This window comes from Haloarcula marina, from assembly GCF_024218775.1.
Taxonomy (GTDB): Archaea; Halobacteriota; Halobacteria; order Halobacteriales; family Haloarculaceae; genus Haloarcula; species Haloarcula marina.
In genome coordinates this window covers 237908-262319 of sequence record NZ_CP100405.1, presented here as the reverse complement: position 1 = coordinate 262319, position 24412 = coordinate 237908, and the positions used below count along the sequence as shown (strand labels likewise).

General features: G+C 62.8%; 26 protein-coding genes. 11 read left to right on the top strand and 15 right to left on the bottom strand.

All coding sequences use genetic code 11. The annotated features are described in order from the left end of the window. Nucleotides 1-1548, bottom strand: coding sequence for a class I adenylate-forming enzyme family protein (locus NJQ44_RS18840; RefSeq protein WP_254274445.1), 1548 nt, complete (start codon nucleotides 1546-1548; stop codon nucleotides 1-3). Between the two features lie 106 nt (nucleotides 1549-1654). Between NJQ44_RS18840 and NJQ44_RS18835 the strand changes: the two genes are divergently transcribed. Further along, complete coding sequence (locus tag NJQ44_RS18835) at nucleotides 1655-2590, top strand: UbiA prenyltransferase family protein (RefSeq protein WP_254274444.1); 936 nt, start codon at nucleotides 1655-1657, stop codon at nucleotides 2588-2590. On the opposite strand, the gene NJQ44_RS18830 is transcribed toward NJQ44_RS18835, so the two are convergent. The 3 genes from NJQ44_RS18830 to NJQ44_RS18820 form a co-directional block, all read right to left on the bottom strand. Continuing rightward, nucleotides 2507-3274 carry an IclR family transcriptional regulator gene (locus tag NJQ44_RS18830; RefSeq protein ID WP_254274443.1) on the bottom strand — a complete coding sequence of 256 codons (768 nt, stop codon included), beginning with the start codon at nucleotides 3272-3274 and terminating at the stop codon, nucleotides 2507-2509. The genes NJQ44_RS18835 and NJQ44_RS18830 overlap by 84 nt on opposite strands. A gap of 153 nt (nucleotides 3275-3427) precedes the next feature. Beyond that, nucleotides 3428-3931: a gamma carbonic anhydrase family protein gene (locus tag NJQ44_RS18825; RefSeq protein ID WP_254274442.1), complete on the bottom strand. Its 504-nt coding sequence runs from the start codon at nucleotides 3929-3931 to the stop codon at nucleotides 3428-3430. A 109-nt stretch (nucleotides 3932-4040) separates the two neighbouring features. Further along, on the bottom strand, nucleotides 4041-4640 hold the full coding sequence (locus tag NJQ44_RS18820; protein ID WP_254274441.1) for a GNAT family N-acetyltransferase: 600 nt from the start codon (nucleotides 4638-4640) through the stop codon (nucleotides 4041-4043). Between the two features lie 99 nt (nucleotides 4641-4739). On the opposite strand from NJQ44_RS18820, the gene NJQ44_RS18815 reads away from it, so the two are divergent. Continuing rightward, complete coding sequence (locus NJQ44_RS18815) at nucleotides 4740-5138, top strand: universal stress protein (protein WP_254274440.1); 399 nt, start codon at nucleotides 4740-4742, stop codon at nucleotides 5136-5138. Between the two features lie 3 nt (nucleotides 5139-5141). Here NJQ44_RS18815 and NJQ44_RS18810 read toward each other — a convergent pair whose 3' ends face one another. After that, entirely contained in the window at nucleotides 5142-6500 is a 1359-nt protein-coding gene (locus NJQ44_RS18810; protein WP_254274439.1) for a methyl-accepting chemotaxis protein, read from the bottom strand. Between the two features lie 83 nt (nucleotides 6501-6583). Then, nucleotides 6584-7021, bottom strand: coding sequence for a MaoC family dehydratase (locus NJQ44_RS18805; protein WP_254274438.1), 438 nt, complete (start codon nucleotides 7019-7021; stop codon nucleotides 6584-6586). Nucleotides 7022-7119: 98 nt separating this feature from the next. On the opposite strand from NJQ44_RS18805, the gene NJQ44_RS18800 reads away from it, so the two are divergent. The 3 genes from NJQ44_RS18800 to NJQ44_RS18790 all read left to right on the top strand — a co-directional run bounded on the left by NJQ44_RS18800 (nucleotide 7120) and on the right by NJQ44_RS18790 (nucleotide 10262). Continuing rightward, nucleotides 7120-8445: a CoA-binding protein gene (locus NJQ44_RS18800; RefSeq protein ID WP_254274437.1), complete on the top strand. Its 1326-nt coding sequence runs from the start codon at nucleotides 7120-7122 to the stop codon at nucleotides 8443-8445. Nucleotides 8446-8573: 128 nt separating this feature from the next. Next, complete coding sequence (locus NJQ44_RS18795) at nucleotides 8574-8894, top strand: hypothetical protein (protein WP_254274436.1); 321 nt, start codon at nucleotides 8574-8576, stop codon at nucleotides 8892-8894. 132 nt (nucleotides 8895-9026) lie between these two features. Beyond that, nucleotides 9027-10262 carry an FAD-dependent monooxygenase gene (locus NJQ44_RS18790; RefSeq protein WP_254274435.1) on the top strand — a complete coding sequence of 412 codons (1236 nt, stop codon included), beginning with the start codon at nucleotides 9027-9029 and terminating at the stop codon, nucleotides 10260-10262. A gap of 884 nt (nucleotides 10263-11146) precedes the next feature. On the opposite strand, the gene NJQ44_RS18785 is transcribed toward NJQ44_RS18790, so the two are convergent. From NJQ44_RS18785 to NJQ44_RS18765, 5 genes are all read right to left on the bottom strand, one after another. After that, nucleotides 11147-12028 carry a CBS domain-containing protein gene (locus NJQ44_RS18785; protein WP_254274434.1) on the bottom strand — a complete coding sequence of 294 codons (882 nt, stop codon included), beginning with the start codon at nucleotides 12026-12028 and terminating at the stop codon, nucleotides 11147-11149. Between the two features lie 84 nt (nucleotides 12029-12112). Further along, nucleotides 12113-12814 (bottom strand): helix-turn-helix domain-containing protein, encoded by a 702-nt coding sequence (locus tag NJQ44_RS18780; protein ID WP_254274433.1) that lies wholly within the window; start codon nucleotides 12812-12814, stop codon nucleotides 12113-12115. A 672-nt stretch (nucleotides 12815-13486) separates the two neighbouring features. Next, nucleotides 13487-13852, bottom strand: coding sequence for a hypothetical protein (locus NJQ44_RS18775; protein ID WP_254274432.1), 366 nt, complete (start codon nucleotides 13850-13852; stop codon nucleotides 13487-13489). 185 nt (nucleotides 13853-14037) lie between these two features. Continuing rightward, nucleotides 14038-15069: a hypothetical protein gene (locus NJQ44_RS18770; RefSeq protein WP_254274431.1), complete on the bottom strand. Its 1032-nt coding sequence runs from the start codon at nucleotides 15067-15069 to the stop codon at nucleotides 14038-14040. A 299-nt stretch (nucleotides 15070-15368) separates the two neighbouring features. Further along, entirely contained in the window at nucleotides 15369-15737 is a 369-nt protein-coding gene (locus tag NJQ44_RS18765) for a HalOD1 output domain-containing protein (RefSeq protein ID WP_254274430.1), read from the bottom strand. 390 nt (nucleotides 15738-16127) lie between these two features. Between NJQ44_RS18765 and NJQ44_RS18760 the strand changes: the two genes are divergently transcribed. Continuing rightward, on the top strand, nucleotides 16128-16673 hold the full coding sequence (locus NJQ44_RS18760; protein ID WP_254274429.1) for a metal-dependent hydrolase: 546 nt from the start codon (nucleotides 16128-16130) through the stop codon (nucleotides 16671-16673). 45 nt (nucleotides 16674-16718) lie between these two features. Here NJQ44_RS18760 and NJQ44_RS18755 read toward each other — a convergent pair whose 3' ends face one another. After that, nucleotides 16719-16991 carry a hypothetical protein gene (locus tag NJQ44_RS18755; protein WP_254274428.1) on the bottom strand — a complete coding sequence of 91 codons (273 nt, stop codon included), beginning with the start codon at nucleotides 16989-16991 and terminating at the stop codon, nucleotides 16719-16721. 119 nt (nucleotides 16992-17110) lie between these two features. On the opposite strand from NJQ44_RS18755, the gene NJQ44_RS18750 reads away from it, so the two are divergent. Then, nucleotides 17111-17449 (top strand): DUF7130 family rubredoxin-like protein, encoded by a 339-nt coding sequence (locus NJQ44_RS18750; protein ID WP_254274427.1) that lies wholly within the window; start codon nucleotides 17111-17113, stop codon nucleotides 17447-17449. A gap of 91 nt (nucleotides 17450-17540) precedes the next feature. Here the strand turns inward: NJQ44_RS18750 and NJQ44_RS18745 are convergent, their stop codons facing one another. The 3 genes from NJQ44_RS18745 to NJQ44_RS18735 form a co-directional block, all read right to left on the bottom strand. Next, the gene (locus NJQ44_RS18745; RefSeq protein WP_254274426.1) at nucleotides 17541-17840 is read right to left on the bottom strand and encodes a HalOD1 output domain-containing protein; all 300 of its coding nucleotides are present in this window, start codon (nucleotides 17838-17840) and stop codon (nucleotides 17541-17543) included. Between the two features lie 223 nt (nucleotides 17841-18063). Continuing rightward, nucleotides 18064-18702, bottom strand: coding sequence for a helix-turn-helix domain-containing protein (locus tag NJQ44_RS18740; RefSeq protein WP_254274425.1), 639 nt, complete (start codon nucleotides 18700-18702; stop codon nucleotides 18064-18066). A gap of 189 nt (nucleotides 18703-18891) precedes the next feature. Then, nucleotides 18892-19737 (bottom strand): hypothetical protein, encoded by an 846-nt coding sequence (locus NJQ44_RS18735; protein ID WP_254274424.1) that lies wholly within the window; start codon nucleotides 19735-19737, stop codon nucleotides 18892-18894. Nucleotides 19738-20297: 560 nt separating this feature from the next. Here NJQ44_RS18735 and NJQ44_RS18730 point away from each other — a divergent pair. The 4 genes from NJQ44_RS18730 to NJQ44_RS18715 all read left to right on the top strand — a co-directional run bounded on the left by NJQ44_RS18730 (nucleotide 20298) and on the right by NJQ44_RS18715 (nucleotide 24369). Next, nucleotides 20298-20672 (top strand): DUF5789 family protein, encoded by a 375-nt coding sequence (locus NJQ44_RS18730; protein WP_254274423.1) that lies wholly within the window; start codon nucleotides 20298-20300, stop codon nucleotides 20670-20672. A 704-nt stretch (nucleotides 20673-21376) separates the two neighbouring features. Further along, nucleotides 21377-21994 (top strand): rod-determining factor RdfA, encoded by a 618-nt coding sequence (rdfA, locus tag NJQ44_RS18725; protein WP_254274422.1) that lies wholly within the window; start codon nucleotides 21377-21379, stop codon nucleotides 21992-21994. A gap of 89 nt (nucleotides 21995-22083) precedes the next feature. Continuing rightward, nucleotides 22084-24000 carry an archaea-specific SMC-related protein gene (locus NJQ44_RS18720; RefSeq protein ID WP_254274421.1) on the top strand — a complete coding sequence of 639 codons (1917 nt, stop codon included), beginning with the start codon at nucleotides 22084-22086 and terminating at the stop codon, nucleotides 23998-24000. A 120-nt stretch (nucleotides 24001-24120) separates the two neighbouring features. Further along, nucleotides 24121-24369 carry a hypothetical protein gene (locus tag NJQ44_RS18715; protein WP_254274420.1) on the top strand — a complete coding sequence of 83 codons (249 nt, stop codon included), beginning with the start codon at nucleotides 24121-24123 and terminating at the stop codon, nucleotides 24367-24369. Nucleotides 24370-24412 lie beyond the last annotated feature (43 nt).

The window sequence follows — 24412 nt, the reverse complement described above, 5'->3', positions numbered from 1 at the left end:
CTACCGGTCGGGGAAGTGTTCGGCCACGAGGTCGCTTCGGAGGACGGTCCCCGTGTCCGTCCGCGGGAGCGGGGTTCCGGTGATGGCGTACTCTCTGGGTCGTTTAAAGTCCGCCAGTGAGTCGGTCTCCAGACAGTAGTCGTCCAGTTCGTCCGCCGAGAGGTCGCCGTCGGTGACGACGACGGCGGTGACCACCGACCCCCACTGCTCGTCGTCGAGGCCGAAGACACAGACTTCCTCGACCTCCGGGTGGCGCTCGATGGCCGCCTCGACCTCAGCGGGGTAGACGTTTTCCCCGCCGCTGACTATCATGTTGTCCACCCGGTCGACGATGTAGAGGTAGCCGTCCTCGTCGACCGTCGCCACGTCGCGGGTGCGGAGCCATCCGTCGAAGTACGTCTTCGACTCCGCCTCGGGGTTGTCGATGTACCCCGTCGACATGCCGGGGCCGCGGGCGATTATCTCGCCGCGCTCGCCAGCGTCGACGGTCGCCTCGGGGTCCGGGTCCTCGTCCAGCGGCGCGGTCTCGACGACTCGAATCTCCCACGAGAACGACGCTTTCCCGATAGTGCCGGGGTGCTCGTCTTGGAGGCTCGGATGGGCGAACGTGAGGTCCGGCCCGGCCTCGGTCATCCCGTAGGTGTTGTACACGCCGTCCGAGAGGTGCTTCGTCGTCGACTCGACGAGCGCCTCGGTGACGACGGCCCCGCCGGTCCGGATGTAGTCCAACGCTTCCACGTCGTAGTCGGCCTCGCGTTGGACGCCGTTGAGCGCTCTGAGTTGGGTCGGGACCGCGAGGAGGCCGGTGACGTCGTGGGCCTCGATGAGTTCCAGCGCCTCCGTCGGGTCGAACGCGGAGTGTAACACCACCGTCGCGCCCGCGACGAAGTGGGGGTACAGCCACGCGTCCGTGGTCACCATGTGATACCACGGTGTCGTACACAGCGCGGTGTCGGTCTCGTCGATGCCGTGTTCCATCACGACCTGAATGGCACCGTACCAGAGTTGCTCTTGGTCGAAGGGCACGGCCTTCGGCGTACTCGTGGTCCCACTGGTGTACAGGACACCACACTCCTCGCCGACCGGTAGCGAGGCCGACCGTTCGGCGTCGGCGTCGGCGAGGACCGACTCGTACGACTCGACGGCCGCGTGGTCGACGTCTAGGTCCCCGGCGTGAATCGCGGCCTCGAACTCGCGGCGGTCCAGCAGTTCCAGCGCGGTATCGACGTTCGCGTCGTCGAAGAGGAGGGCGCTCGCGGACGCCGTCTCGGACATCTGCTCCAGTTCACCCGCCGTCGCGCGGTAGGACAACTGGACGGTCCCGACACCGCGCTGGAGGCCCGCGAGCATCGACTCGATTGCCGGGAGTCCGTTGAGTGCCAGTACCGCACACCGAGCGTCGCCGACGCGCTCGTGAAGGGCGTTCGCCAACCGGGTGCGTCGTTCGTCGAGCGTCCCGTACGTGAACTGCCGTCCGTCCTCTGTGACGATAGCCGTCTGGTCGGGATAACACCGGACAGTCCGGTCGAATGCCTCGCTGAGTTTCATTGGAGTTCTGTTACCGTGTATCAGTCAAAGTGGAGTATTAATGGTTCTGGTTACACCCACGTAAGCGGACGGGACCGCTTATGAGCGTCCCCCGAGTAATCCGGCCATGGAACGACGGGTCGTCGGACTGGCCGCCCACGTTCGACCGGTGTTCATGCTGCCGGTCCTCGCCACGTCGGTCTGTGGCGCGCTCTTGGCACCGAGCCTGAGCGCGGGTCTCGCGGCCCAACACGCCGCGGCCGTCGGCGGGGCCTTGTTCGTCGCCCACCTCCGAGACGGCCTCGTCGACGGGCATCGCCGGGGTGAGGAGGTCCCGCGTCTGTCGGAGGCGACCTACCGCTGGGCCACGGCAGCAGCAATCGCCGTGACGCTTGGTTTTGCGTCCCTATTGGCGGCGACGAGTGGCCTACTCGCAGCGGCGTCGGTCCTCGCGTTGCTGGTGCTGGCGCTGTTGCACGCTCCGTACCTAGACACCCACCCGGTTCCCGTCACACTCGACTACCCCGTCGGTATTGGACTCACGCTGGTCGGCGGGTTCGCCGCACAGACCGGTGTGGTGACGACGGGCGTTGTCGCAGTCGCCGCGAACGTCGCCCTGTTGCTGGCCGGTATCAAGGTCGGTATCGACCGTCTCGACGCGGACTTCGACCGGACCGTCGGGAAACGGACCCTTCCCGTCATCCTCGGTTCCGATGGGGCCACGCGGGTCGCAGTCGGTTGGTTCACCCTGACAGCGCTCGTCGTCCTCGGCCTCGTCATCGGCGGCGTCGTCACCCGCGTGGCGGCCGTCGCAGTCGCCGCCGCCCTCGGGTGCGCGGGGGTGACGGTGGTCGCCGCACCTCGTTGGGCGGTCAGGGTGCAGATGGCGCTTAGCTACGTGTTCGTCGGCTCACTGTTCGTTGGGCTCTGTGACGGAGACTGCGTGGGGTGGACAGTACTGCCCCACCGATTCACGCCGTCAGCGGTAGGCCAGATTCAACTCTATCTCGTCAGTGGCGGCTCGCAACTGGTCGAGCACCTCGCCCTCACAGCGCTCCTGTGAGAGTCGGTGTGCGGGACCCGCGATGCTCAGAGCTCCCTGAATCTCCTGTTCGAACATCAGCGGGATACCGATGGCGTGGACGCCTTTGAGGTCCTCGCTCCGGTTGAGCGCGTACCCCTGTTCTCGAATCTGTTCCAGTTCGTCGAACAGCGCTTCGCGGGTCGTGATGGTGTTCTCGGTCCGGGCCGGGAGGCCGTGCTCGTCGACGATACGGTGAATCTCCTCTTCGGGGAGATGCGCCAAGATAGCCTTCCCACCGGAGTTACAGTGCATGTACGCCCACGTCCCGAGGATGGTGTTGATGTCGATGTCGTTCTGGCCACCGCGTCCGTAGATGTACATCGCTTTGCCGTTCTCGTGGGTGATGAGCCACGCCATCTCGCCGGTGGCCTTCTCCAGTTCGTCCACTGCCTGCATCCCCGAGCGGAAGATGCCCAGTTGCCCTCTAACGTACTGTCCGTAGTGGAAAAACGACAGGCCGAGATGGTACTCAGTCCCTCGTTTCACCACGTATCCGTGCTCCCGCATGCTCGTCAAGTGCCCGTGGACCGTGCTCTTTGCGATGTCCAGTCGGTCGGCCAGTTCCGTCACCCCAGCCCCGTCTAATTCCCGGAGGGTTTCGACGAGAGCGAACAGCGTCTCGTCGGATTTGATACCCTTTTGGTTCTTTTGTGTCCGTTCCATACCGCGTACAACGGTTACGCCACAATTAAACATTGCTGAAAGTTCGGCCCGAAGACTCCCTATCGACACCAGCCGTTCGATACTGTCGAATATTGCATATTTTTTCACACACAACTCAAATATAACGAGTGTACTACTGTTATTTTTCTCGGTTCAGTTGCCGTCGGCCTCGGTTCCGCGATACCTGGCCGAGAGTTCCACGTAGTTCTCGTGCGTGTCACCTATCTGTGCCACCTGTTCGTCGCTGAGCGGACGCGTCTGAGCGGGGATTCCGTAGGCCATGTGTCCCTCCGGCACTCGCTGTCCCTGTCGAACCACCGCGTTCGCCGCCACGATGCAGTTCGACTCGACCGTCGCCCCGCCCATCACGGCGCTGCCCATACCGACCAGCGAGTGGTCGTGGACATCGGCGTAATCGACGACTGCCCCGTGGCCGACCGTCACCTCGTCGCCGAGGGTCGCACCGTGGAGCATGCTAAACTCTTGGACGTTGGTTTCCTCGCCGACAGTAACGGCCCCGCCGTCGCCGCGCAGACAGACGAACGGCCAGATACTGGACCGTGGCCCGACTTCGACGTCACCCACGGCGTAGGCCATCTCCGAAACGAACGCCTCGTCTGCTATCTCCGGGGTCGTTCCCTCGAATGATCGTTCCATACAGTGTGAACCTCGGGGAAGGGACTAAAACCTGCATGTCGCCTCGTCCAAATGTGTTCGGTGTAGTCGAACAATATTGGGTCGGTCCTATCACTAGGGATTGGGGCTCTCACCCCTCCCACTCGGCTGGCGGTCGCTGCACGCGCCCTACCACCGGCTCGTCGAGCGAGAGCCGCATCTCCAGTTCGCCCCGGAATCGTTCGACCACATCGAACCCGAGATTGTCGTACACCGTCACCGCAGCGGTGTTGTCCGCCTCGACAGTGAGCGTGAGTGCCTCGTGACCGTGGTCGGCCGCGTAGGCTACGAGTTGCCGGAGGAGTTCGGAGCCGACACCACGCCCCTGTGCGTCGTCCGCGACGAACACGACCAGATGTGGTGCGGCCGCCTCGCCCGGCGTCACGCCCGTGTGACCGACGACGGTCGACCCCATCTCTGCGACGAGGCTCCACCCGTCCTCGGTAAACCGGCCGAGCCACCGTCTGAGTTCCGTCTCGGTAGCAGGGGGCAATCCCATGGTCCGGTCCGAGGGGTCGAGTCCGAGATACATCTCGACGAGCGCATCCACGTCCGCAGGCCGCTGGGGGCGAACCAGTCCGGGAACGGCCTCGCGGTCCCGGAACCGAGGGCAACGGGGCGGGCAGTACGGCGTTGCCGTGCATTCACCGTTATCCCAGCCAGTGCAGGCCCAGTCGCCTTTCCGTCCCATGTTACACGCTACCACCCAAATGCACTTAAAGACCATCACGAACGTCGTCGTACGGGAACACGCAGAGGATATAAGGGCATCTGCGTCGAAGGCAACCCCATGGTACGAGTACTACTGGCGCTCGACGACGACTTGCCGCAGGCACACGCACAGATACGAGCCATCGAAGACATGGTCGAGACGGCCGACGGCGCGGAGGCTTACCTCCTCCACGTCTTCGACAACAATCCCGAAGGGGCCTCGGTCCACCAAGTGGAGGCCGTCAGGGAAACGAAAGACCGACTCGAAGCCGCGGGCGTTACCGTCGAACTGCTCGAATCCAGTGGCGACCCGGCAGGGGAGATACTCGAACACGCCGAGGAGTACGACGTCGACCAGATATGCGTGGGCGGCCGCAAGCGAACCCCCGCTGGAAAAGCGTTGTTCGGGAGCGTCACACAGGACGTGATTCTCGGCACTCACCGGCCGGTCCTGGTCTGTGGCAGCGCGGAGGAGTAGCACTCAGTCCGTGTCGACGACCTCATTGAGATTCCGCTCTAAGGAGTCGACGCTCGCACGTATCTGCGCGATTTGCTGAGTCTGCCGCTGGTTCGCCACGGCGAGCTCGGCGATTTCGTCGGCCACTCGTTTGACCCCCTCGACTGTCGTGTCGAGCAGCGCCGCGATCTCCTCTGCGCTGGTCGCTTGGTCGTCGGTCGCAGCAGCTATCTGATGTAACTGCGTGGATACGTCGGCAATCGAAGTCTGTATCTGCCGCTGGTTCTCGTTCACCGTCTGTATCTTCGCCTCGATATCGGCCACCATCTCGGTCGTCACCTCGACGCTGTCGATAGTCGTAGCCGCTATCTCCGAGACAGAGCGTATCAAGCGCTCGATTCGGTCGGCCTCCGCCTGGGACTCCGCGGCCAAGTTCTTTACTTCGTCTGCGACCACGGCGAACCCTTCACCGGCCTCACCTGCACGGGCGGCCTCGATTGAGGCGTTCAGCGCCAGCATGTTTATCTGTTTGGCGAGGTCGTCGATGGTGGTGACCACGTCGTCGATTTCGGCTATCTGGTCGGCCAGTTCGGTCGCATCGCTCGCCATCTGTTCGCTCGCGTCAGTGACAGATTCGACTGTCTCCAGTAGGTCACCAGTCGCAGTCTCGGAGTCCGCGGCCAGTATTTCCGCATCGTCGGTCTGAGCACTGATCGTTTCGACGCTCGATGCCACTTCTTCGGTCGTCGCGCTCAAAGCCTGTATCTCTTCGTCGACGTCGTCGATGTGTTCGGCTTCCTCTTCGGCGATGTCGGCAATCTCCTCGGCATTCCGAGTCACCTGTTCCGAGGCGGAGTTGAGGTCCGTGACCGACGTCTCGAGTTCTTCGCTAACTTTCTGTTGGACCTGCTGCATCGACTCACGCTGTTCGACGAGGTCGGTGACACGACTAACGTATTCGAAACAACCGACTACGTCACCGGTGGGCGCGACCAGCGGCACTGCTGTCGCCCGCACGTGCCAGTCGGACCCATCGTCGTGGGTCCCAGACCGGATGTCGGTTTCCCGGACGGCCTCCCCCGTGCGTGCGACCTGTTCGGCCAGGGTCTCCGTCACTGCTTCTGTACCCACGATTTCATGCGCGGGACGGCCGAGGGCATCCGCCCTTGGGGTCCCAATAAACTCCGCCTGCTCTTCGTTCCAGTGTGTCAACCGTCCGCTGTCCTCAACGACGATGACAGGTTCGGGGAACTGTGCAACGAGTTGGTCGAACAGGTGACGCCAGTGGTCGCGTTCGGCGCGGAGTTGTTCCGCCTCGTCAGTATCGTCCTGTCGCTCCGGTGTGAGTGTAGCGTTCCCGGAACCTGTGTCGGGACTCGACATGGGCGTACAACTTCGTTCCCAATATATAAACATATGTCACAGGAGCGATTTTGGTTGGTTCCGCGAGACGCTGCTGACTGTGGTCAGCCCCGGCGTTGAATCATCGCGGTCGTCTCGTAGGAGATGACCAGTTCGTCGTGCTGGTTACGGCCCTCATGGCGCGTCCTCACGACCCCCCGACCGGGATCGCTGTCAGAGGGACGCTTGTCGACGATTTCGGATCGGAGTCGAAGCGAGTCACCCGGTCGGAACGGGCGCTCCCAGCGGAGGTCGTCGACGCCCAGGCCCGCTTGCGTCGCCGTGTTCTCGCTGCTCTGGACGTGGAGGCGCATACAGATGGCGGCGGTCTGCCAGCCTGAGGCGACCAGTCCGCCGAAGACGGAGTCCTCGGCGGCCGCTTCGTCGGTGTGAAACGGCTGTGGGTCGTATTTTTCGCCGAATTCGATGATTTCGTCCTTCGAGAGGTGGTACTCGTCGGAGTGTCGCACGTCCCCGACCGAGATGTCTTCGTAGAATCGCATACGGCTTCGAACGAAGTGGGTGGATAAAAACCCGACGCGCTGTGGATGGCCGCCGCTGTAGCCGAAAATTATATTCGAGCCTCTGGAGAAGTTCGTGCGTGAGCCTCACAGACCTATTCGACCCGAACAGCATCGCAGTCATCGGCGCTTCCGAGACACCTGGAAAACTCGGCAACGACGCGATGGCGAACGCGAAGGAGTTCGACGGACCCGTGTACCCAGTCAACCCCTCCGGTGAGGGGTCGGTCTACGGCTACGAATTCGTCGATTCTGTCGCCGATACCGACGCGGACCTCGCGCTCTGCTGTGTTCCGGGCCCGGCGACACCGGATGTCCTCGAAGAATGCGGGGAAGCGGGCGTCGGTGCCGCTGTCGTCTTCGCAGGCGGGTTCGCAGAGGCCGGTGAGCGCGGCGAACAGTTGCAGGAACGAATCAGGGACACCGCCGACGAATACGACATCGCTGTTCTCGGGCCGAATACGGCCGGACACATCATCCCACATCGGAACCTGTTCAGTTCTTTCGTTCCCGGCTTCGACGAGATTCAGGCGGGAGACGTCGCCGTCGTCGCACAGAGTGGTGGCGTCGGCGTGACTGCAACGTTTCAGTTAGACCGGGAAGGCTACGGGACGGCGGGGATGTACGGTCTGGGGAACCGCGTCAACACTGATTTCGACGACATCATCCCGGTTCTCGACGACGACCCGGAGACGGAGGCGATAGCGCTCCACATCGAAGGGACGGAGAAGATAGACGCCGCTATCGAATCGGTGGACGAGGCGAGTACGCCAATCGTCGCACTCAAGTCCGGGAATCAGATGGCGGAGTTCGTTCAGGCACACACAGCGGCGCCGATACAAGAGTACGAGCGCTACGAACGGGCGTTTACCGATGCGGGTGCCGTCATGGCCGAGTCGATGACGGAACTACTGGACGCGAGTCGCGTGCTCGCGCAGTGCCCGTCGGCGGACGGTCCGAACGTCGGACTCGTCACCGCACAAGCGGGGCCGGGCATCATGATGGCGGATTACCTGAGTGAGCGAGGCGTGAACTTCCCTGACCTGACCGATGAAACGCAGGACCGACTGGACGACCTGCTCCTCGGATTCACGTACGACGAGAACCCTGTGGACACCGGCCGTCCGATGCCGGAGTTCGGCGAGGTCATCGACGCCGTCGCCCGCGACGACAACGTCGATATCGTTCTGGTCTACGAAATCTTCGAGCACTCGCTGGGGTATCCCGTCGACGAACTGGAACGACTTACCGAGGAGATAGAGAAGCCCATCGTCTTCACTGTCGCCGGGCCGAACGAGGCACTGAGCGAGGACCGGAAACGAATGGAAGAACTCGGCGTGGCGACGTTCGACGCCCCCGAGCGCGGGGCCTACGCGACATCCGTACTCGCAGAAACGTCCCGATAACCACTGCAAGAGACCGTCTCGTCACTGTCCGGTCGCTCGCTTTCTGGCTTTACTGCGCTATCGTCGGGAGGTGAGACACTGCTCCGAGCACCAGAAACATTTAGGTGGTATCGCTCATCATTGTCTCTATGGTTCGAGAAAGCGACTTGGCAGAAGCGGCTGCCGAAGCCGAGGACCTCCCGCATCCACGCGACATCGTCGGCGAACACGAGGAGATACCCATCGAGGATATCTTCGACGAGGCGTTCATGCGGGAGTACACCGACTTCGAGGATTTTGACGCGATGGTCGCCGCCAGCCCATCCGAGGCCAACTCAGCCGCAGAACTCGAGTTGGTGCCCGACGGCACCTGGGACGAGTTCGTCGCCGAAACCACGGCGTTCGCAGACGAGGAATCGATGGTGTTCGCCGCGCGCGACCACTGGGTCGAGACCCAACTGAACCTATAACCAAGCTCACCGACCGCGTACATCCGTCGACAGCATTGTCTATATCCGGCAGTAGCGGGTCCGAGATGGGCATTTTCCACGTCTCGACCACAATAATTATGAGGGTCGTGTCACAAGGATTGGCTAGACACGATGAGTACCACTGATACCGAACGACCGGTGTTGATTGCCGGCGCGGGCCCGGTCGGGATGACCACGGCACTTGCACTGAACGCACGCGGCGTGCCAGCGACCATCCTCGAAGCGGAATCGGAAGACCGCGACCGGTCCGGGAGCCGCGCCATCTACGTCCACGGGACGACACTCCACACGCTCGAACGAGTCCATCCGGGACTCGGCGAGAACCTCGTCGAGGAGGGACTGGTCTGGCCGACGCGACGGACCTGCTGGCGAGGGAAAGAAGTGTTCAAACGGACGTACGACAACCCCGGCGGCGACGGGAAGTTCCCCCACTTCACTAGCGTTCCGCAGGTTCGCACCGAGGAGTTCATGCACGAGGCCATCGACGAGGCGGGCATCGATATCCACTGGGACTGCGCCGTCGAGACCGTAGAGTCGACGGCCGACGGCGTCCACGTCGAGACGGCCGACGGACGGGAGTGGGAGACCCCGTATCTCGTCGGCGCAGACGGCGGCGGGTCGACCGTTCGCAAAGAAATCGGCGCGTCATTCGAGGGCGACCAGTCCGAGAACTCCTTCATCATCGCCGACGTGGACGAACTCGACGACGAGGACGAGCAGTGGCCCCTCGAACGCTTGTTCCACTACGACGCCCCCGAGGTCGGCGGCCGAAACGTGATGCTCGTACCCTTTACCGGCGGCTGGCGACTCGACATCCAGTGTATCGAGGGCGACGACCCGGACGAACTGGTCACCGACGAGAAGATGCGAGAGTTCGTCACCGCAGTGATGGGTGACGCGTACGCCGATAACCTGTCGTGGGTCTCCAGTTACAAGTTCCTGCAGGTCATGGCCGACACGTTCGTCGACGACCACCGGCGCGTGTTACTCGCCGGGGAAGCGGCCCACCTCCTCGCGCCCTTCGGTGCGCGCGGGATGAACTCTGGGGTCGCGGACGCCGACGAGGCGGCGTCGGCCATCGCCGTCGCTTACCGTGCGAAAACCGACGCTGTCGCCCGCGATGAAGTCGAATTGTACGCGGCCCGCCGTGAGAAGGCCGCGGAGTACAACCTCAACGCGGCCGGGCAGGCCCTCGAGTATCTCCAAGGCGAGAACCCGGCCACCGTCCTCCGGAAGGAGGCTGCCGCGTCGCTGGCCGACTACTTCGAGCCAGCGGGCGAGTACTTAGACGACGCGCCGTACGGTCCACACGACGCGCCGCCCATCGTCTCCACCGGGAACTACTAAATCCCAGGTAGCCCGGTTTAGCACCCAGAAGCGGGTAACGTCTGAGTTCCGGGCCTTCAGTCGACTGACCATGCCGCGTCGAGAGGTTCTGCCTCACGGTTCCACGGACAGCTACCCACTTCCATTGCGTATCGGATTCTCCCGCGAGGGCATCCGTCTGTAGATGTATCGACCGGAATACTGGATGGAGATTTTTCACGGCATCGAGAACAACATCTACATATCTATCCCTGAGAAACACATGGGTTTTTGATATGGCATCAATTTAATCGAGACTATCTGCCCGGATAGCAAATTATGATACTGTAAGCGCTCATCAGGAGGGGTCTAGGGAAATATTTATTCTCACATGCCATATTTCCCAGCCAAATTAGTGGTTTCATCTCCAATATCCGATATTCAAAGATTTGTTTGGCTCTGTGGTCGATACCGTCGCGGCGTATCAAAGACGCCTGCGCCCTCGATACCGAGTTCTGCTCGGTGGCCGTGAAAGCGCGTCTCTCACTCTCGAGAACGGTCTCGACGCTACACTCATCCTCTGAGACGGTTTCAACCGGTATGGCATGATCTACGCCCCATTCGCGGATACCCGTATCCACCCACGCACCGACGCTGCTCTCGACTCATGTTCGAACTGAACATCTTTCAACTGCCGAGGCAAATCGGGCCTCCGACGAGGTTGACGACATTCTTCGGTGAGGCGCGGTCATCACGTTTATCGCGTTTATGCTCCGCACGTCGACCATCGACGGTCGAACCGTCTTCGTCGGTCCGTTCGTCCTGCCGGTCGAACGGTGGACCGCTCGGGAAACCCCGAGCGGGCATCCGGTTTGACCGTTGCGTGACCACGCAGAAGTCGATGCGGTCGGTCCGGACGCCGTCGCCTAAAGTCGCGGCGACTGGGACTCGACCGTCTCGGCTACCTGTCCGAACGCTCCGCCGAAGAGGACGAGGGCGTCGTCGAGCGTGACGATGCCACGGAGCGCGCCGTTGTCGTCGACTATCGGGAGCCGACGAATCGAGTTCGTGCGCATGCGTTCCAGCGCGTCGAAGATGGTCATCGAGGGGTCACCGGTGACGACCTCACCCTGAATCAGTTCTCCAGCGGCGTGCTGGGCGACGTCGGGCATCTCTCGGAGCGCCATCGCTATCGTCCGGTCGGTCAGGATACCGACGGGGCGGTCCTCCTCGACCACCACGACGGAGCCCACGTCGTTTTCCGCCATCTTCGCCACGACGCTCTGAACCGGCGCGTCCGGTTCAGCGGTGACGACGTCTTCGGTCAGTATCTCGTTGACCCGCGCGGGTTTGAGGAGCATCTGGCGCGAAGACGGCTGGCCGAGTTGCGGTTGCATCGGCGGTTGCTGTTGTCCCGGCGGTTGTTGGGAACCGCCGACAGGTGGCTGAACCGCCTGCTGTTGAGGCGGACCGTGCGCCCCCACCAACGGCTGTTGGGCCTGTCCGAACGGCTGGCCGAACTGCTGTCCCTGCTGGGGCTGCTGGAACTGGGGCTGCTGTATGCCTTGCGGCGGTTGCTGACCGAGTTGCGGTGGTGCCTGTTGCGGGGGCTGTGCGGGTCCCCCCTGCGATGGCTGTTGGTTCTGTGGCTGTTGGTTCTGTGGCTGTTGGTTCGGTGGCTGTTGGTTCTGTGGCTGTTGGTTCTGTGGCTGTTGTCCACCCTGCGGTGGCTGTTGGTTCGGTGGCTGTTGTCCACCCTGCTGTCGTATCTGCTCGTCAGTCGGGTCGTATCCGTGGTTCGGTGTCATAGGGAGTGTCGGCAGAGGCTATCCTCTAGCGGCCGACGGTCTATCGATTCTCTCCAGCAACCGATAAAACCTTGCCAGGAATTGTCAGGTGTCGGCTTCGTGACGACGAGACGGGGAAGCGAACTGATCGCGCGGCTGTATCTTGTGGTAGAGGCCGTTCGTGACGATTGTCTCGTGAGCGCGGCGTAGTCGCTCCGAAATCGCCTGATGGGAGACGCCGAACCGCTGTGCGAGTTCGTCCTGATTCACTCGCCGCGGCACGTCGTAGTATCCGGATTCGTAGGCGGTGAGCAACGTCTCGTACTGACGGTCCGTGAGGCCGAAGTAGCCGTATCGGGACCGTTCCGAAAGGTGGTTGATGCGCTCGAATCCGATGTCGATGCCGTACTCCTCGCACTGGTCGTACGTCGTCGAGACGCCGTCGTGGTCCGGAAAGAATAGCTGGAGGTACCAGACGCCGTCGTAGCCCGTCGCATCGAGGATTGCGGCGTTCCCGGCGTCGAGGACAGAGGCGAGTAAGCGAACGTGAGGTCCCCAGTTCAGATGCAGGAGGCAGTCGCCGTCGAACTCCGCGAGGAGTTCGAACGAGTCGATGCTCTGGTCCGTTTCGAGCGTCTCACAGAGGCGGTCGGAACACGCGCAATCGGCCCAGAGGAACGGGACGAGTTCCGTCCGTCCGTGGGCGACCAACCGAACCATCCGAAACTCGACGCCTCCGAACCGGTTGAAGGCCGATTCGAGTGCGAACTCGTCCGCCGGTATTGTCGCCTCCACTATTGTAGTCATGTCTGTAAGGTCACATCTGGGACCGAAGTACGTGGCCCCTATAGAGTTAGGTAGTTTCGTCAACAATTCTCGACGGACGAGTGTGGTCCGTGCCCGTCGAGGAGCCTCCTGCCGACACCACAGTTCGTTCCGGAGTTAACAGCGAAATCACTGTGAAACAGGCTGTGACGGGGGAAAACGCGTTTCCAACCCCTCGATCCAGGCTTCGATGGGCCAGACTGGCAGACGCAAGCAGTCCCCCTAATGGCGTGGGGCCGGTACAGAGAGATGTCGGGCGCAACGGAATTCCGAGTGCCGCTCCAACAACCGCCTCGGTTTCAGAGGGACCGTTCGTCCCGACAGTCACCACCCTACCCCATGTACATCGGGTGTTCGGCCATCGCGGCCGTCATCCGAACGGCGAGGCTACGGGCAGTGAGGCGCTGATGTCGCGACGTTACCCGTCGCAACGCTCCTTATCGCCACGCGCCTCGCCGTTACCTTCTGACCGACTGCTCCGTCGACGCTATCGAGGCATCTGGGCACGTCGGCCGTAATCCAGGTCGAGAAAAACCGGTCGAATCGCGAGTGGCGACGCCGAATCGGCGTCACCGGTGGCGGTCGACCGATTCTGTGCCTGCTTCTGTCCGGGCCCGTCTCACCCACGGGTATCGGGGAGAGGGTCCTGTCGGCTCAGTAACCGCCCTGCGGTCCCGAGTTGCCGGGATGGTTTTGCATCTGCTGTTGCTGTGACATCCCGCCGCTCTGCTGTCCCTGTGCGTTCGGCGGCACCTGGGCTGTCTGGGACCGCTCCGCGGTGCCAGCGGGCTGAGGTGTCTGCTGGACCATCTCGTCCGGGAGGACGAAGTGCACTTCGGGCATCGGAATGAATCCGCTTGCCCGCCCGTCCTGAATCGCTTCCTCACTGTCCTCGTCTTCGTCGCCCTCCTCCGCGGCCTGTCGCTGGCCGGTTCGCTCTTGGAAGAAGAGGACGCCCGAACCGATTACTTCGAAGTCCTCACACTGTATCGTCGTTCCGTCTTTACAGATGATTTGCACGGTGAATCACCGGCCGAGGCTTCTGCCGCCCGCCCATTAAGTACTAATTGGCTAGCTGTCCGGGTCACGCTGTATCTTCAGATTACTCGCCGTCTGTGGTGAGAGACCGCCACGGCGTCACGCCCGTAGCGCGCGGTAGAGAAAAATGGGCTCGCGAAAACGGCTGGTCGGTCGGTGTCGTCCGCTCAGGTGTTGTCGACGACCGACTCTGTCTGCTGACGCTCCTCGTCGGCGGGTCCGCCGACGCCCGCTGGGGGTGCCTGTGCCTGCTGTCCCGGCGGTTGCTGGGCGGTCTGTGCAGGTACTCCCGTCGTCTGGTCCCCGGATTCGTACGGCCCGGGGGCGGCCTGATACTGTGTCGGTGGCTGTTGTGGCGGCCCCTGTCCGACGCCCGGCGACGGTTGGGCGCTCGGTTGCGGCCCCTGCGGAGGGCCCGCGTTCGCTTGTGCGGGACCTATCGCCTGCTGGTTCGGTGCCGCTCCCGTCGGCGGTTGACTCGACTGCTGATTCGGTGCCGCTCCCGTCGGCGGTTGACTCGACTGCTGATTCGGTGCCGCTCCCGTCGGCGGTTGACTCGACTGCTGATTCGGTGCCGCTCCCGTCTGCGGTTGACTCGACTGCTGGTACGGTGTGGCCGGTGCCTGCCCCGTTTGCTGGTACGTCCCGGCCGGTTGCTGGTTCGACTGTTGGAACGTGGTCGTCGGTTGTTGGCTCGGTTGTTGGTAACTCGCCGCCGACCCCTGCGGTTGCTGTGCAGACCCGACTGTCGAGGGCTGCTGCCCGACGGATTGTTGCTGCGTCCACTGGCCGACGGGTGCCTGCATCGACTGCTGGGCCGCGGTCCCCCACGCTTGCTCGTTCGCTCGGGCCGCGGCTTCCCCGGCGGCTAACTGTTGTTGCTGCGTCTGGAGTCCCTCCTGTCCGAGGCGGTTTGCCTCGGCCATCCCCTGTTCAGTGAGGGTCTCGGCGCGCCGAGCGGCGTCGTCGACGGAGGTGAAGTAGGCGTCGAGCGTCTCGCGCGTGAGGTCGACGCTCCGGTCCTGCAACCAGTTGGTCATCTCCAACCCGTTGAGGAACAGTCGTCCGGCGTTCTTCTGCAGTTCGAGCGACTGCTGTATGGGTATCTCGACGGCGTCTTCGAGCGCGCGCTGACTCTGTGCTATCGCGTTTCGCTGTATCTCGATGGTCTTCTCCATCAGGTTCGCTGTTTCGTTCATTGTATCGTGATGGTCCGAGCGGATAGCTCAGACGTAGGTGCACACCGTTCTGGACGAATCGCGCCCCACGGGCCGCTCCCGTCGGGTTTCGATTCGTCACAGCAACCGTGTGCACGGAGGGCGATGGCTGTTCGGCTAATAAACGCCCGCCACCGTTTACGCTGTAAGTCACCGCCGGACGGCGGGTAAGCCTCCCGACAGACCGTGTAACGTGTTCGGACCGCGGCCGAACTCCCACGCCCCGTCGGTAACGTGTGCGTAGCCTCCAACGTATTGCGCCGAGAGTCGTCTCCGAGCAGTCAGCGGTTCTGTGGCGGCTGTTGCGGTGGGACGATAGCGATACGCCCGTCGCTATGGACCGTGACCTGATTGCCCCAGATGGTGAAGGTGAAATAGCCGTCTACCCGGAGCGACCCGTCCGCTTTCGGTTTGAACAGGCGGTCCAGCGCCTCGGGGTCGACGTGGTCGTAGAGCGTGAATCCGGCATCCGTGACGTCGACCCCCGTCACGTCGGCGATTGCGTGGGCGAGTGTCGTCGTCAACGCCGCAGTCCCGCCGAAATCGTGCTTGACGACGTAAGTCTGGGGGGCGTCGACGTGGCCGTAGCCGCGAGAATAGCCGTTCGATTCGTTGCGATGCATGTGCAGTAACAACAGTTCGTTGTCCATCGAGTAGCAAAAGCCTTCTGCTCAGTTCCCCCGCAGTCAGGCGATTCCGGAGCGGTTAGAAATGCGAACCGACCGAGCGTGGGCAGATGCACAGCCCACGTCGTAAACTCGGTAAGACCGCCTTATCGTCTCGACCCGGGAGCAGAGAAACTGCAAGGACCGTACCACATCGGGTGGGACTCCGACCCCGACTGTGGCTTCCGCGAATCGGCCGCGCCGCCTCACCATCGAGTCACGCGGTGCGACCGGGTCACCAACGCCCAGCGAATCAGTGGAGTCGAGCGGTGGGGTGTGTGGCTTCGGCCTGCATATGTCCCCCCAACGATTATCTAATCGGCTACGCTTGTCTGGATGTGAACGATTTCAGGTTGTATCGCGATGGTTGACGTCATGGGTCACTTCGCCATGGCGCTGCTCTGGGCGACCCCCGCGTGGGCCGTCTGGGAGGGCCGCGTCAGTCTCGCGTTCGTGGCGTTCGCACTCTCGACGGCGATGCTTCCCGACGTGGATCTGGTGTTACGGTCGGTGCTCCCGGTGCAACATCACGGCGTCACGCACACGGTGGTCTTCGTGACCGCCGTCGCCCTCGTCACTGCCCTCCTCGTCGAGTTCGGACTCAAGTCGCGGTTGGAGCAACTGTGGCTGACGGAGCGTGGCTACACAGTGCCGAGGTGGGCGCTGTTCGCATTCGTCTTCGGCGGCCTCCTGCTCGGTGGCTTCAGTCACCTGTTCGCCGATATGCTTTCGGCCCCCGACGTCGCGGCCCCGGTGGAACCGTTCTGGCCGCTGTTCGACAAGCCCTGGTCGGTCGACCTCATCTGGTACAACTCGTCGTGGTGGAACGCAGGACTCCTGGCCGTCGGCCTGTCGATACACGCCCTCGCCGCGTACGCCGACCGGTCTGCTGCCCATCCGTGGACCCTCCGGCGGAGGTAACGGGAGCGGGTTCGCCCCACGGCGATATCTCGGCGACGTGACCGGTCAGTCGTGAATTTTCCCGACGATTCGCTTCGCCCGTTTCATTGCCGTCTGCTCGTCTATATCGGCCTTCGGAATCTGAACGCGCTGGATGGTCCAGCCGCCTGTGCGGTCGTTCCGCCCCATTCGGACTTCGCTTCCCACGACGACGGAGGCGGCGACCTCTCGCGCCCAGCCGGGCGTCCGAATCTCGTCGAACTGGTCCGGGTCCCGGAACCGCACGTGGACGTATTCGTCTCCCGTTCCGACCGCGGTGATTTTCAGCGGTTTCGCCATAGGCAAGACACGCCCGCCGTCGGGGAAAACACGAGGCTGGCGCACGCAGGTCGTGTCCGGAACGCCAGCAAACCTGTCGTCCAAACAGAGTTTTTTCCCACGAGAACGAAACGGGGAGTATGACCGGTGACGGCGAAACCCCGGCAGCGGAATCGGACGCGGGAGCCACCGACGCGGCGACATCACTCTCGTTCGGGCAGGTCCTCTACGACGAGGCTGGCGAGCCAGTGGGAACGGTACGCGGGATGGAGGCGGGCGGCGTCTTTTTGACGACCCGCGAGGGCGTCGAGGCGCTCAGCGTCCAGCACGCCCGCTCGGGGCACACCTTCGGCGAAGCGGAACTGATGTGGCGGTGTACGAACTGCGGAGAGATGGGCGAACTGGACGGCGGCGTTCCCGACACGTGCCCCAACTGCGACGCGGAGCGTGAACGGTTGATGTACTGGACCGAGGACTGAGTCGCGTCGGCACAACCCCGTCAGTCTCTGCCCCATTGGGTCGGCCGACGGTCCCACGTCATCGAGAGAGTGCGGTCGCTGACTTCCTCGGCTATTGCTGTCTCGCCGGGCCGCGTCGTGGTGGGACGATGGCGATTTGCCCGTCGCTGTAGACGCTCACCTGATGCCCGCGGACGGTGAACGTCAGCATCCCGTTCGTCCGGGGCGTTCCGTCTTCCTTCGGCGTAAACAAGGAGTCGAGGGCATCGGGATCTACGTGGTCATACAACGTAAACCCGGTTTCGGTTACGTCTAGTCCGCTCACGTCGGCGATAGCGTGGGCCAGGGTTGTCGTCAGATGGGCTGAACCGTCGAAGTCGTGGGTGACGTAGTACGTCTGCGTGTTCCGCACCGAGTACTGCTGGGGAGGGCGAGGTTGCACGTTTGCTTCGTTACGATACATAGCTTGTGACACACTCCCGTAGCAATTACCGTAACAAAAGCTTTCTGTCCGAACTCCGCGCGTCGTGTCGCTGAGAAACAACCAACGGGAGTAGGGTCAGCGGGGCGTTTTCGCTCTCGATTTCCGCCGCGGATTGATGGAGTAATCCCGGCTTGCCGGGCATCCGACGTTGCTACCGCTCGACCACCGTCTCTACGAGCGCCCGGTGGCCCCGTCGCAGACGCTCTGAGACCGCCTGATGGGAAACGCCGAGTTCGGACGCGAGGTCTTGTAGTTTCGTCTCCTGGGGGACCGCGTAGTAGCCGTTGTCGACGGCGGTCCTGACGGTCGCGACCTGTTCGTCGGTGAGTCGCACCCTGTCGACCGACGGATCAGTGTCGAGCGGCCGGATCTGTCGGATGTCGATATCGCACTCGTCACAGGCCTCGTAGGTCGCCGAAACGGACTGTCGCTCCGGGAAGAGGAGGCGGAAGGTCCACTCACTGCTCGTCCCGCGCGCACTCAAGATGACTCCGTTCTCCGCGGAGAGAACGTCTGTGACAAATCGAATCCGTTCGGTCCAGTGCATCTGGAACAGCGACGTGTCGGTTCGCTCGGAGACGAGACGAACGTCGGTCGCACTCGGATCGTCGGCCATCGCGGCGTGGACGGACTCGGTATCGGCGTTCGTCGCCCACAGCAACGGTATCACTCGCTCCGGTCCACGCGGGACCAGTCGAACGACATCGAATTCCACCGCCGGTACCGCCTCGAACGTCGCCGCCAGCGCGAACTGCTCGGCCGGGACGCTCGCTTTCAGGATGGTGCTCATCGGCCGTTCGTGCCACAGTCCGTACGGAAAAGTATGGGGCCCTCACGCCGACAAGTGAGAGATTTCCCATTCGAAAGGCCGGATTAGTCGATTGCGAGTCGGACGGTCCGGCTGAGTAACACTGATGCTACTGTTAAGCACCTGTCCAGTCGCGCCGATAAAATGGGTGGTCAGGGTCCGCCGTCGCGTTCAGTACTGCTGAGACTGACCGGACTGCTGTTGGTCCTGCGGCCGCTGTTGGAGTTGCAGTCCGCCCTGCTGACCCTGCTGGGGCTGCTGTTGGCTCTGCTGTGGTTGCTGGCCCTGCTGGGGCTGCTGTGGCTGTTGGCTGTGCTGTCCCATCTGTTGCTGGGGTTGCTGTCCCATCTGTTGCTGAGACGGTGGCAACTGCTGGGTCTGCTGTCCTAACTGCTGTTGTGGCAGGTTCCACTGCCCCTGTTGCTGGGGTTGCTGGAACTGTTGCGGTGACTGACCCCACTGGCCCTGCTGGCCCTGCTGGCTGGGGTGCTGGAACTGCTGCTGTGGTTGTTGTTGGTACTGCTGGCCCTGCTGGCCCAACTGCTGTGGCTGTTGGGGCTGTTGTTGACTCGTCGGCTGTTGGAACTGTTGGGCCTGCGCGCTACGTTGTTCGCTCTGGAGTCCCTGCTGGGCCATCTGCTGTGGCTGCTGGAACTGATCGGTCGTCGGCTGGCCCTGACTCGATATCTGCTGTGGAGTCGCGCCCTGCTGACTGACCTGCGGGAGTTGCTGTGACTGGCCCCACTGGCTCTGCTGTTCGTTCTGTTGCTGGGGCGACGCCTGACCCAACTGCCCGGTCTGTTGCCCCTGCGGCTGGAATCTCTGCTGGTTCGGGACTCCCTGCTGGTTCGGGACTCCCTGCTGCTGTGTCCCCTGCTGGTATCCGTGCTGATTCTGCTGCTGACCGTACGGCTGATTTCCGTGATAGCTCATGATGTGTCGCTGGTTCTGCCTGTCTCGTGACTCCCCGCTACGGCGGTCGTCGACGTGGCTTCGCCCGCCGTGCAACGGAGACATCACCGGCGCGGGACCACGTCATTGATCCCGTCTGTGGCATCGACTGACCGAGATAAACCCGTTGCGACAGTTCAGATACATAGCCGACTGCTACCGTGGGCAACAGCGTATTACTCCAGCGTCCGCGCCCGCTGTCGTCTATCTCCCGCCCCATACCGTGCGATTCGATTCGCGAGTGTCGTCCTCGTCGATCGAAGCGGGCAATGTGTGTAGTTGTACCGTGGTTACCGGCGGCACGGATAGGTCGCCGTCGCTCGCCAGGAAGTCATCGGCGATGCGTGCGGTCCCACGCTCGGGAGATGGACCGATGTGCGGAACGGAGCGATGAAATGATAAGTTAACCAACGTTTCGCAGTCTTCCGCGTGTTGTTGGTTAAGCGTAGACGCCACGACGCTCCCGGCACCTCTTCCACGGACCTGCGAGTGCCAGCGGAGTTTGTAGGTCCTGCTCTCCCACCGGTTTTTTCTCGCCGCTGTCCTCCCCTCCACACAAATTCACGGCGAGATGATGGTCAGTAAATCTGGACAAGCAACTTACACGTGCGCCTCGAACCGTCGATATGGCCGACGATAGTCCAACGCAGAGCGAAGGCGTGGTCTTCAGTTCGATCAACCCAGTACTCGACGAAATCTCGTACCCCATTACCGCTACGGCGTTCGTCGAGAGGTACGGCGATCGGGAACTCGAACGGACCAACGCGGACCCGATATCGGTCCGGGAACTGTTCGGAGACATGGGCAAGACCACCTTCGAGTCCCCCGACGGGGTCAGACAGATGCTCCTCTCGCAGATGCCCAGCGGTAGCGGGGGGCGAACGCACTACTCCGACAGGGGCGGTACCACGCCGACGGAAACCGACGCGGCGGAGGCCGCCGCCACCCAGACCAGTGCCGACGCGGAAGGCGACGACACGAGGGACAACAGGACAACCTAGGAGGAGCGTCGCCGGAGAGGACACCATCGCATCCGCTTCGTCGGGTGAGCGACCGGGGGAAGTCGTAGAAAATACTCGTTTCCGCTAGCGATGCGACAGGCTTCACTCGAATTTTCCCGGGGTGGGAGACTTCGAAGACAGTCGGCGATACGGACTGCGGACTCAGCGTGGCCCGTCGCAGACAGTCAGCGATACGGACTGCGGACTCAGCGTGGCCCGTCGCAGACAGCGCCGTGTGTCGACGGACAATTCGAACTGGCGAGTGCAAGCAGAGCATCCCCGGTTCTGCCAGTCCGACGACCGTTTGCCTAACAACGATATCGTTGTTACGTACTCTGTGTCCGATAGTCCACCGACGACAGTGTGGCCTACTCATCTGGTCGAGAGAGCCTGTAACGGCTAGTCACTGCTTAATTCCGTCGAGAGAGGAACGGAAACACATCGCACTGCGAAGGTTTGGGCCGTCAAATGGGTCGGAATTCCGACGCTGAGCGGTGGCGTGGTCCGAGACGAAAAACGCGACGACGCCGTGGTTCGTTGCGTTTTCGTACGCTGTCCACCCCATAGCACACCCTTATCCGACCGGGTCATATGTTCAGTCGCCGCTGTCGTTTCGCCAAAACCCATAAGTATGTATTAGCAGTAACATGTAGTATGATGTCTGCGGGTGTCGACTGTAAGTACACGATTACCCGTCTGTGCCCATGAGCGACCGTGAGGGCGTCTCAGCGTCCGGTACGGGGTGTGCCTGTAAAATCGGCCGAAACGCCGAGAAGTACGGGATAGAGGGGCTCGACGAGGAGTTGCTGCGCCGTCGTGACGACGGAGCCAGCCTCCGGCGACTGGAGACAGTCGTCAACGAGATGATTCTCAGGGCGACGCTTCGGCGGGCCGAGACGGACGTCATCGGGGACGTTTCGACGATGTACCGACGACTCACCGACGACGACGCCAGCGCCGGTGAGCGGACCGAAGTCAGGGAGTGGCTCACGCGGGCCGGGGGCGACCCGGATGCGCTCCTCGACGATTTCGTCTCGTACCAGACCGTTCGGACTCACCTCCGAGAGTGCCTCGACGTCGACACGAACCGCGAGGCGACGCTCACCGTCGAGGACGCGAAGGGCACGGTCGAGTGGGCACGCTCCCGGAGTGCGGGCATCGTCGAACGGACTATCGAGCGACTACAGAAGACCGAAGGCTTCCACTCAGGTCAAGTCGAAGTCGGCCACGTCATCAGGGTGTCGTGCTCGGACTGTGGCAAGAGCTACCCGATAGAGCGGTTCCTCGAACGCGGCGGCTGTGAGTGTGATGTCTCCGATTAGACGGCGTCGTAACCTCCCCCTACCGAAGGTAAGGTTCCACAAAGTATAAACGATAGTCGACATATCTAACCCAGCGTGGTTGACAAATAATGGTCCCCGACGCGTCCGACTCGTTGACGATAGCGGTAGAAAACATCGGTGGCATCCGCTCGCTGCAGGTGACGCTGGACCCCGGCGTGTCGATACTCACCGGTCGGAACGCCACCAACCGTACTTCCCTCCTCCGGGCGACTGGCGCCGCCCTCGGCGGTTCCTCGGGCGAACTGAAAGCCGACGCCGACGAGGGATCTGTCGCGCTCTCGTTCGACGGAACGGAGTACACCCGGACGTACGAGCGTGACGACCAGTCCATCCGCGTTGGCGGGACCCCGTACACCGATGACGGCATCCTCGTCGACCAGTACGCCTGTCTGCTCGCCGACAATCCCGCACGAGTGGCCGTCGAACGCGGTGACCGTGCGGCACTGCGCGAGTTCGTCATGGCTCCCGTCGACACGGCGGAAGTCAAAGCCACCATAGAGCGCATCCAGCGAGACATCGAGGCGCTACGTTCAGACCTCGAGGAGGCCCGGGAGCAAGCGAACCGCCGTCCGGACTTGGAGAAACGACTCGGCGCTCGTCGCGAAGAGTTGGCGGAGGTTCGCTCGGCTCTCCACTCTGTCCGGGAGACCGTCGCTGAGTACGAGGCCGACGCCGACACGGCCGAAGCGGCCGAAGCCGTCGTCGAGGACCTGCGTTCCGTCCGCGAGGAGTACGAGCGCGTTCGTCAGCAACTCGAAACACAGCGGAGCGCCCTCGAATCGCTGGAGACGCAGCGGGCGTCCGTCGCGGACGACCTGGCGAATCTGACGGAACCGGATGCCGACCGCGACCAGTTGGAAGACGAGATTTCGAGACTGCAACGTCGGGAGCGCGACATCGCGAACACCATCAACAATCTCCTCTCGGTCGTCGAGTTCAACGAGGGCCTGACCGACGAGGGCGTGCTGCCGACTGCCGACTCGGACGACGACGTTTCGGCCGCCCTCGACCCGCAACGGCAGACCGTCGAGTGTTGGACCTGCGGGACGCGCGTCGAACGCCAGCAACTCGACGCCCAACTCGACTCGCTCAGGGAGGTCATCGACGAGAAGCGGCGCGAGCGGAACGAACTGAACGACGAGATACGGGAGCGACGGTCCGCGCTCGACAAGATTCGAGCGGCGACGGACCAGCGGCAGTCTCTCAGGGACCAACTCGCCGACATCGACGCGGAGATAACGGAGCGGGAGTCGCGCATCGAGGCGCTCGAAGAACGGGCGACCGAACAGCGGGACCGCATCGAGGAGCTAGAGACCGACGCCGCGGCGTCTAACGACATCCGCGACAGCGACTTGCTGGAGCAATACCAACGACTCTCGGAACTGGAGTACGAACGCGGCCAACTCGAAGAGCAGGTCGAATCGCTCGAAGCGGAACTTCAGTCCGCGCGCGAAGCGGCCGAGCGAACTGCCGAACTGGAAGCCCGTATCGAAGAGCGCCGCGCGGACCGCACCGACGCACGTAACCGCATCGCCGACCTCGAACGGCGCGCCGTCGAGACGTTCAACGAGCACATGGCGACGGTCCTCGACTTGCTCGGCTACGAAAACGTCGAACGCATCTGGATAGAGCGCCGAGTCGAGGGGACTGAAGATGTCGACGAAAGCGCGTTCGCCCTCCACGTCGTCCGGTCGACGACGGACGGCACGGTTTACGAGGACACGGTCGACCACCTCTCGGAGTCCGAACGAGAGGTCATCGGGTTCGTCGTCGCCCTCGCGGGCTATCTCGTCCACGACGTTCACGAGACGGTGCCTGTGATGCTTCTGGACTCGCTGGAGGCCATCGACGCCGACCGAATCGCCGCGTTGGTGTCGTACTTCGCCGAGTTCGTCCCGTATCTCGTCGTCGCGCTCCTTCCGGAGGACGCCGCCGCGTTACCGTCACGGTACGACCGGATACAGATGGGCGAAGCGCCCGCCTGACGCCCGCCTGTCGACCGTATGCGACCGGTTCGTCCGCCCCATCGACCGCGGAACCGGGGCTCCGGCATGAATATGCGTACTTTGGAACTTTCCCCCTCCTGCTCCTCTCATCACACGCCAATGAATCGACGCGAGTATCTCAGACTCGTCGGAACAGGTTCGAGTGTCGCCGTCGCCGCGCTCGCGGGTTGTGGCTCCCCGGGAGCGGAAGAGCCAGCGGGCACCGGCACCGAATCGCCCGGCGGGACCGAGACGGAAGGCGACGAGATGGAGGAGACCGAGACGCCGACACCCGAGGCGGGCGCGACGGACGAGACGACGGCCACCGAGGCCGGTGAGGAATCGACAACCGAGACGGCGTCCGAATAGATTTCGGCGTCGTCGCAACGCGATGCGCTGCGTGGCGTCCGGC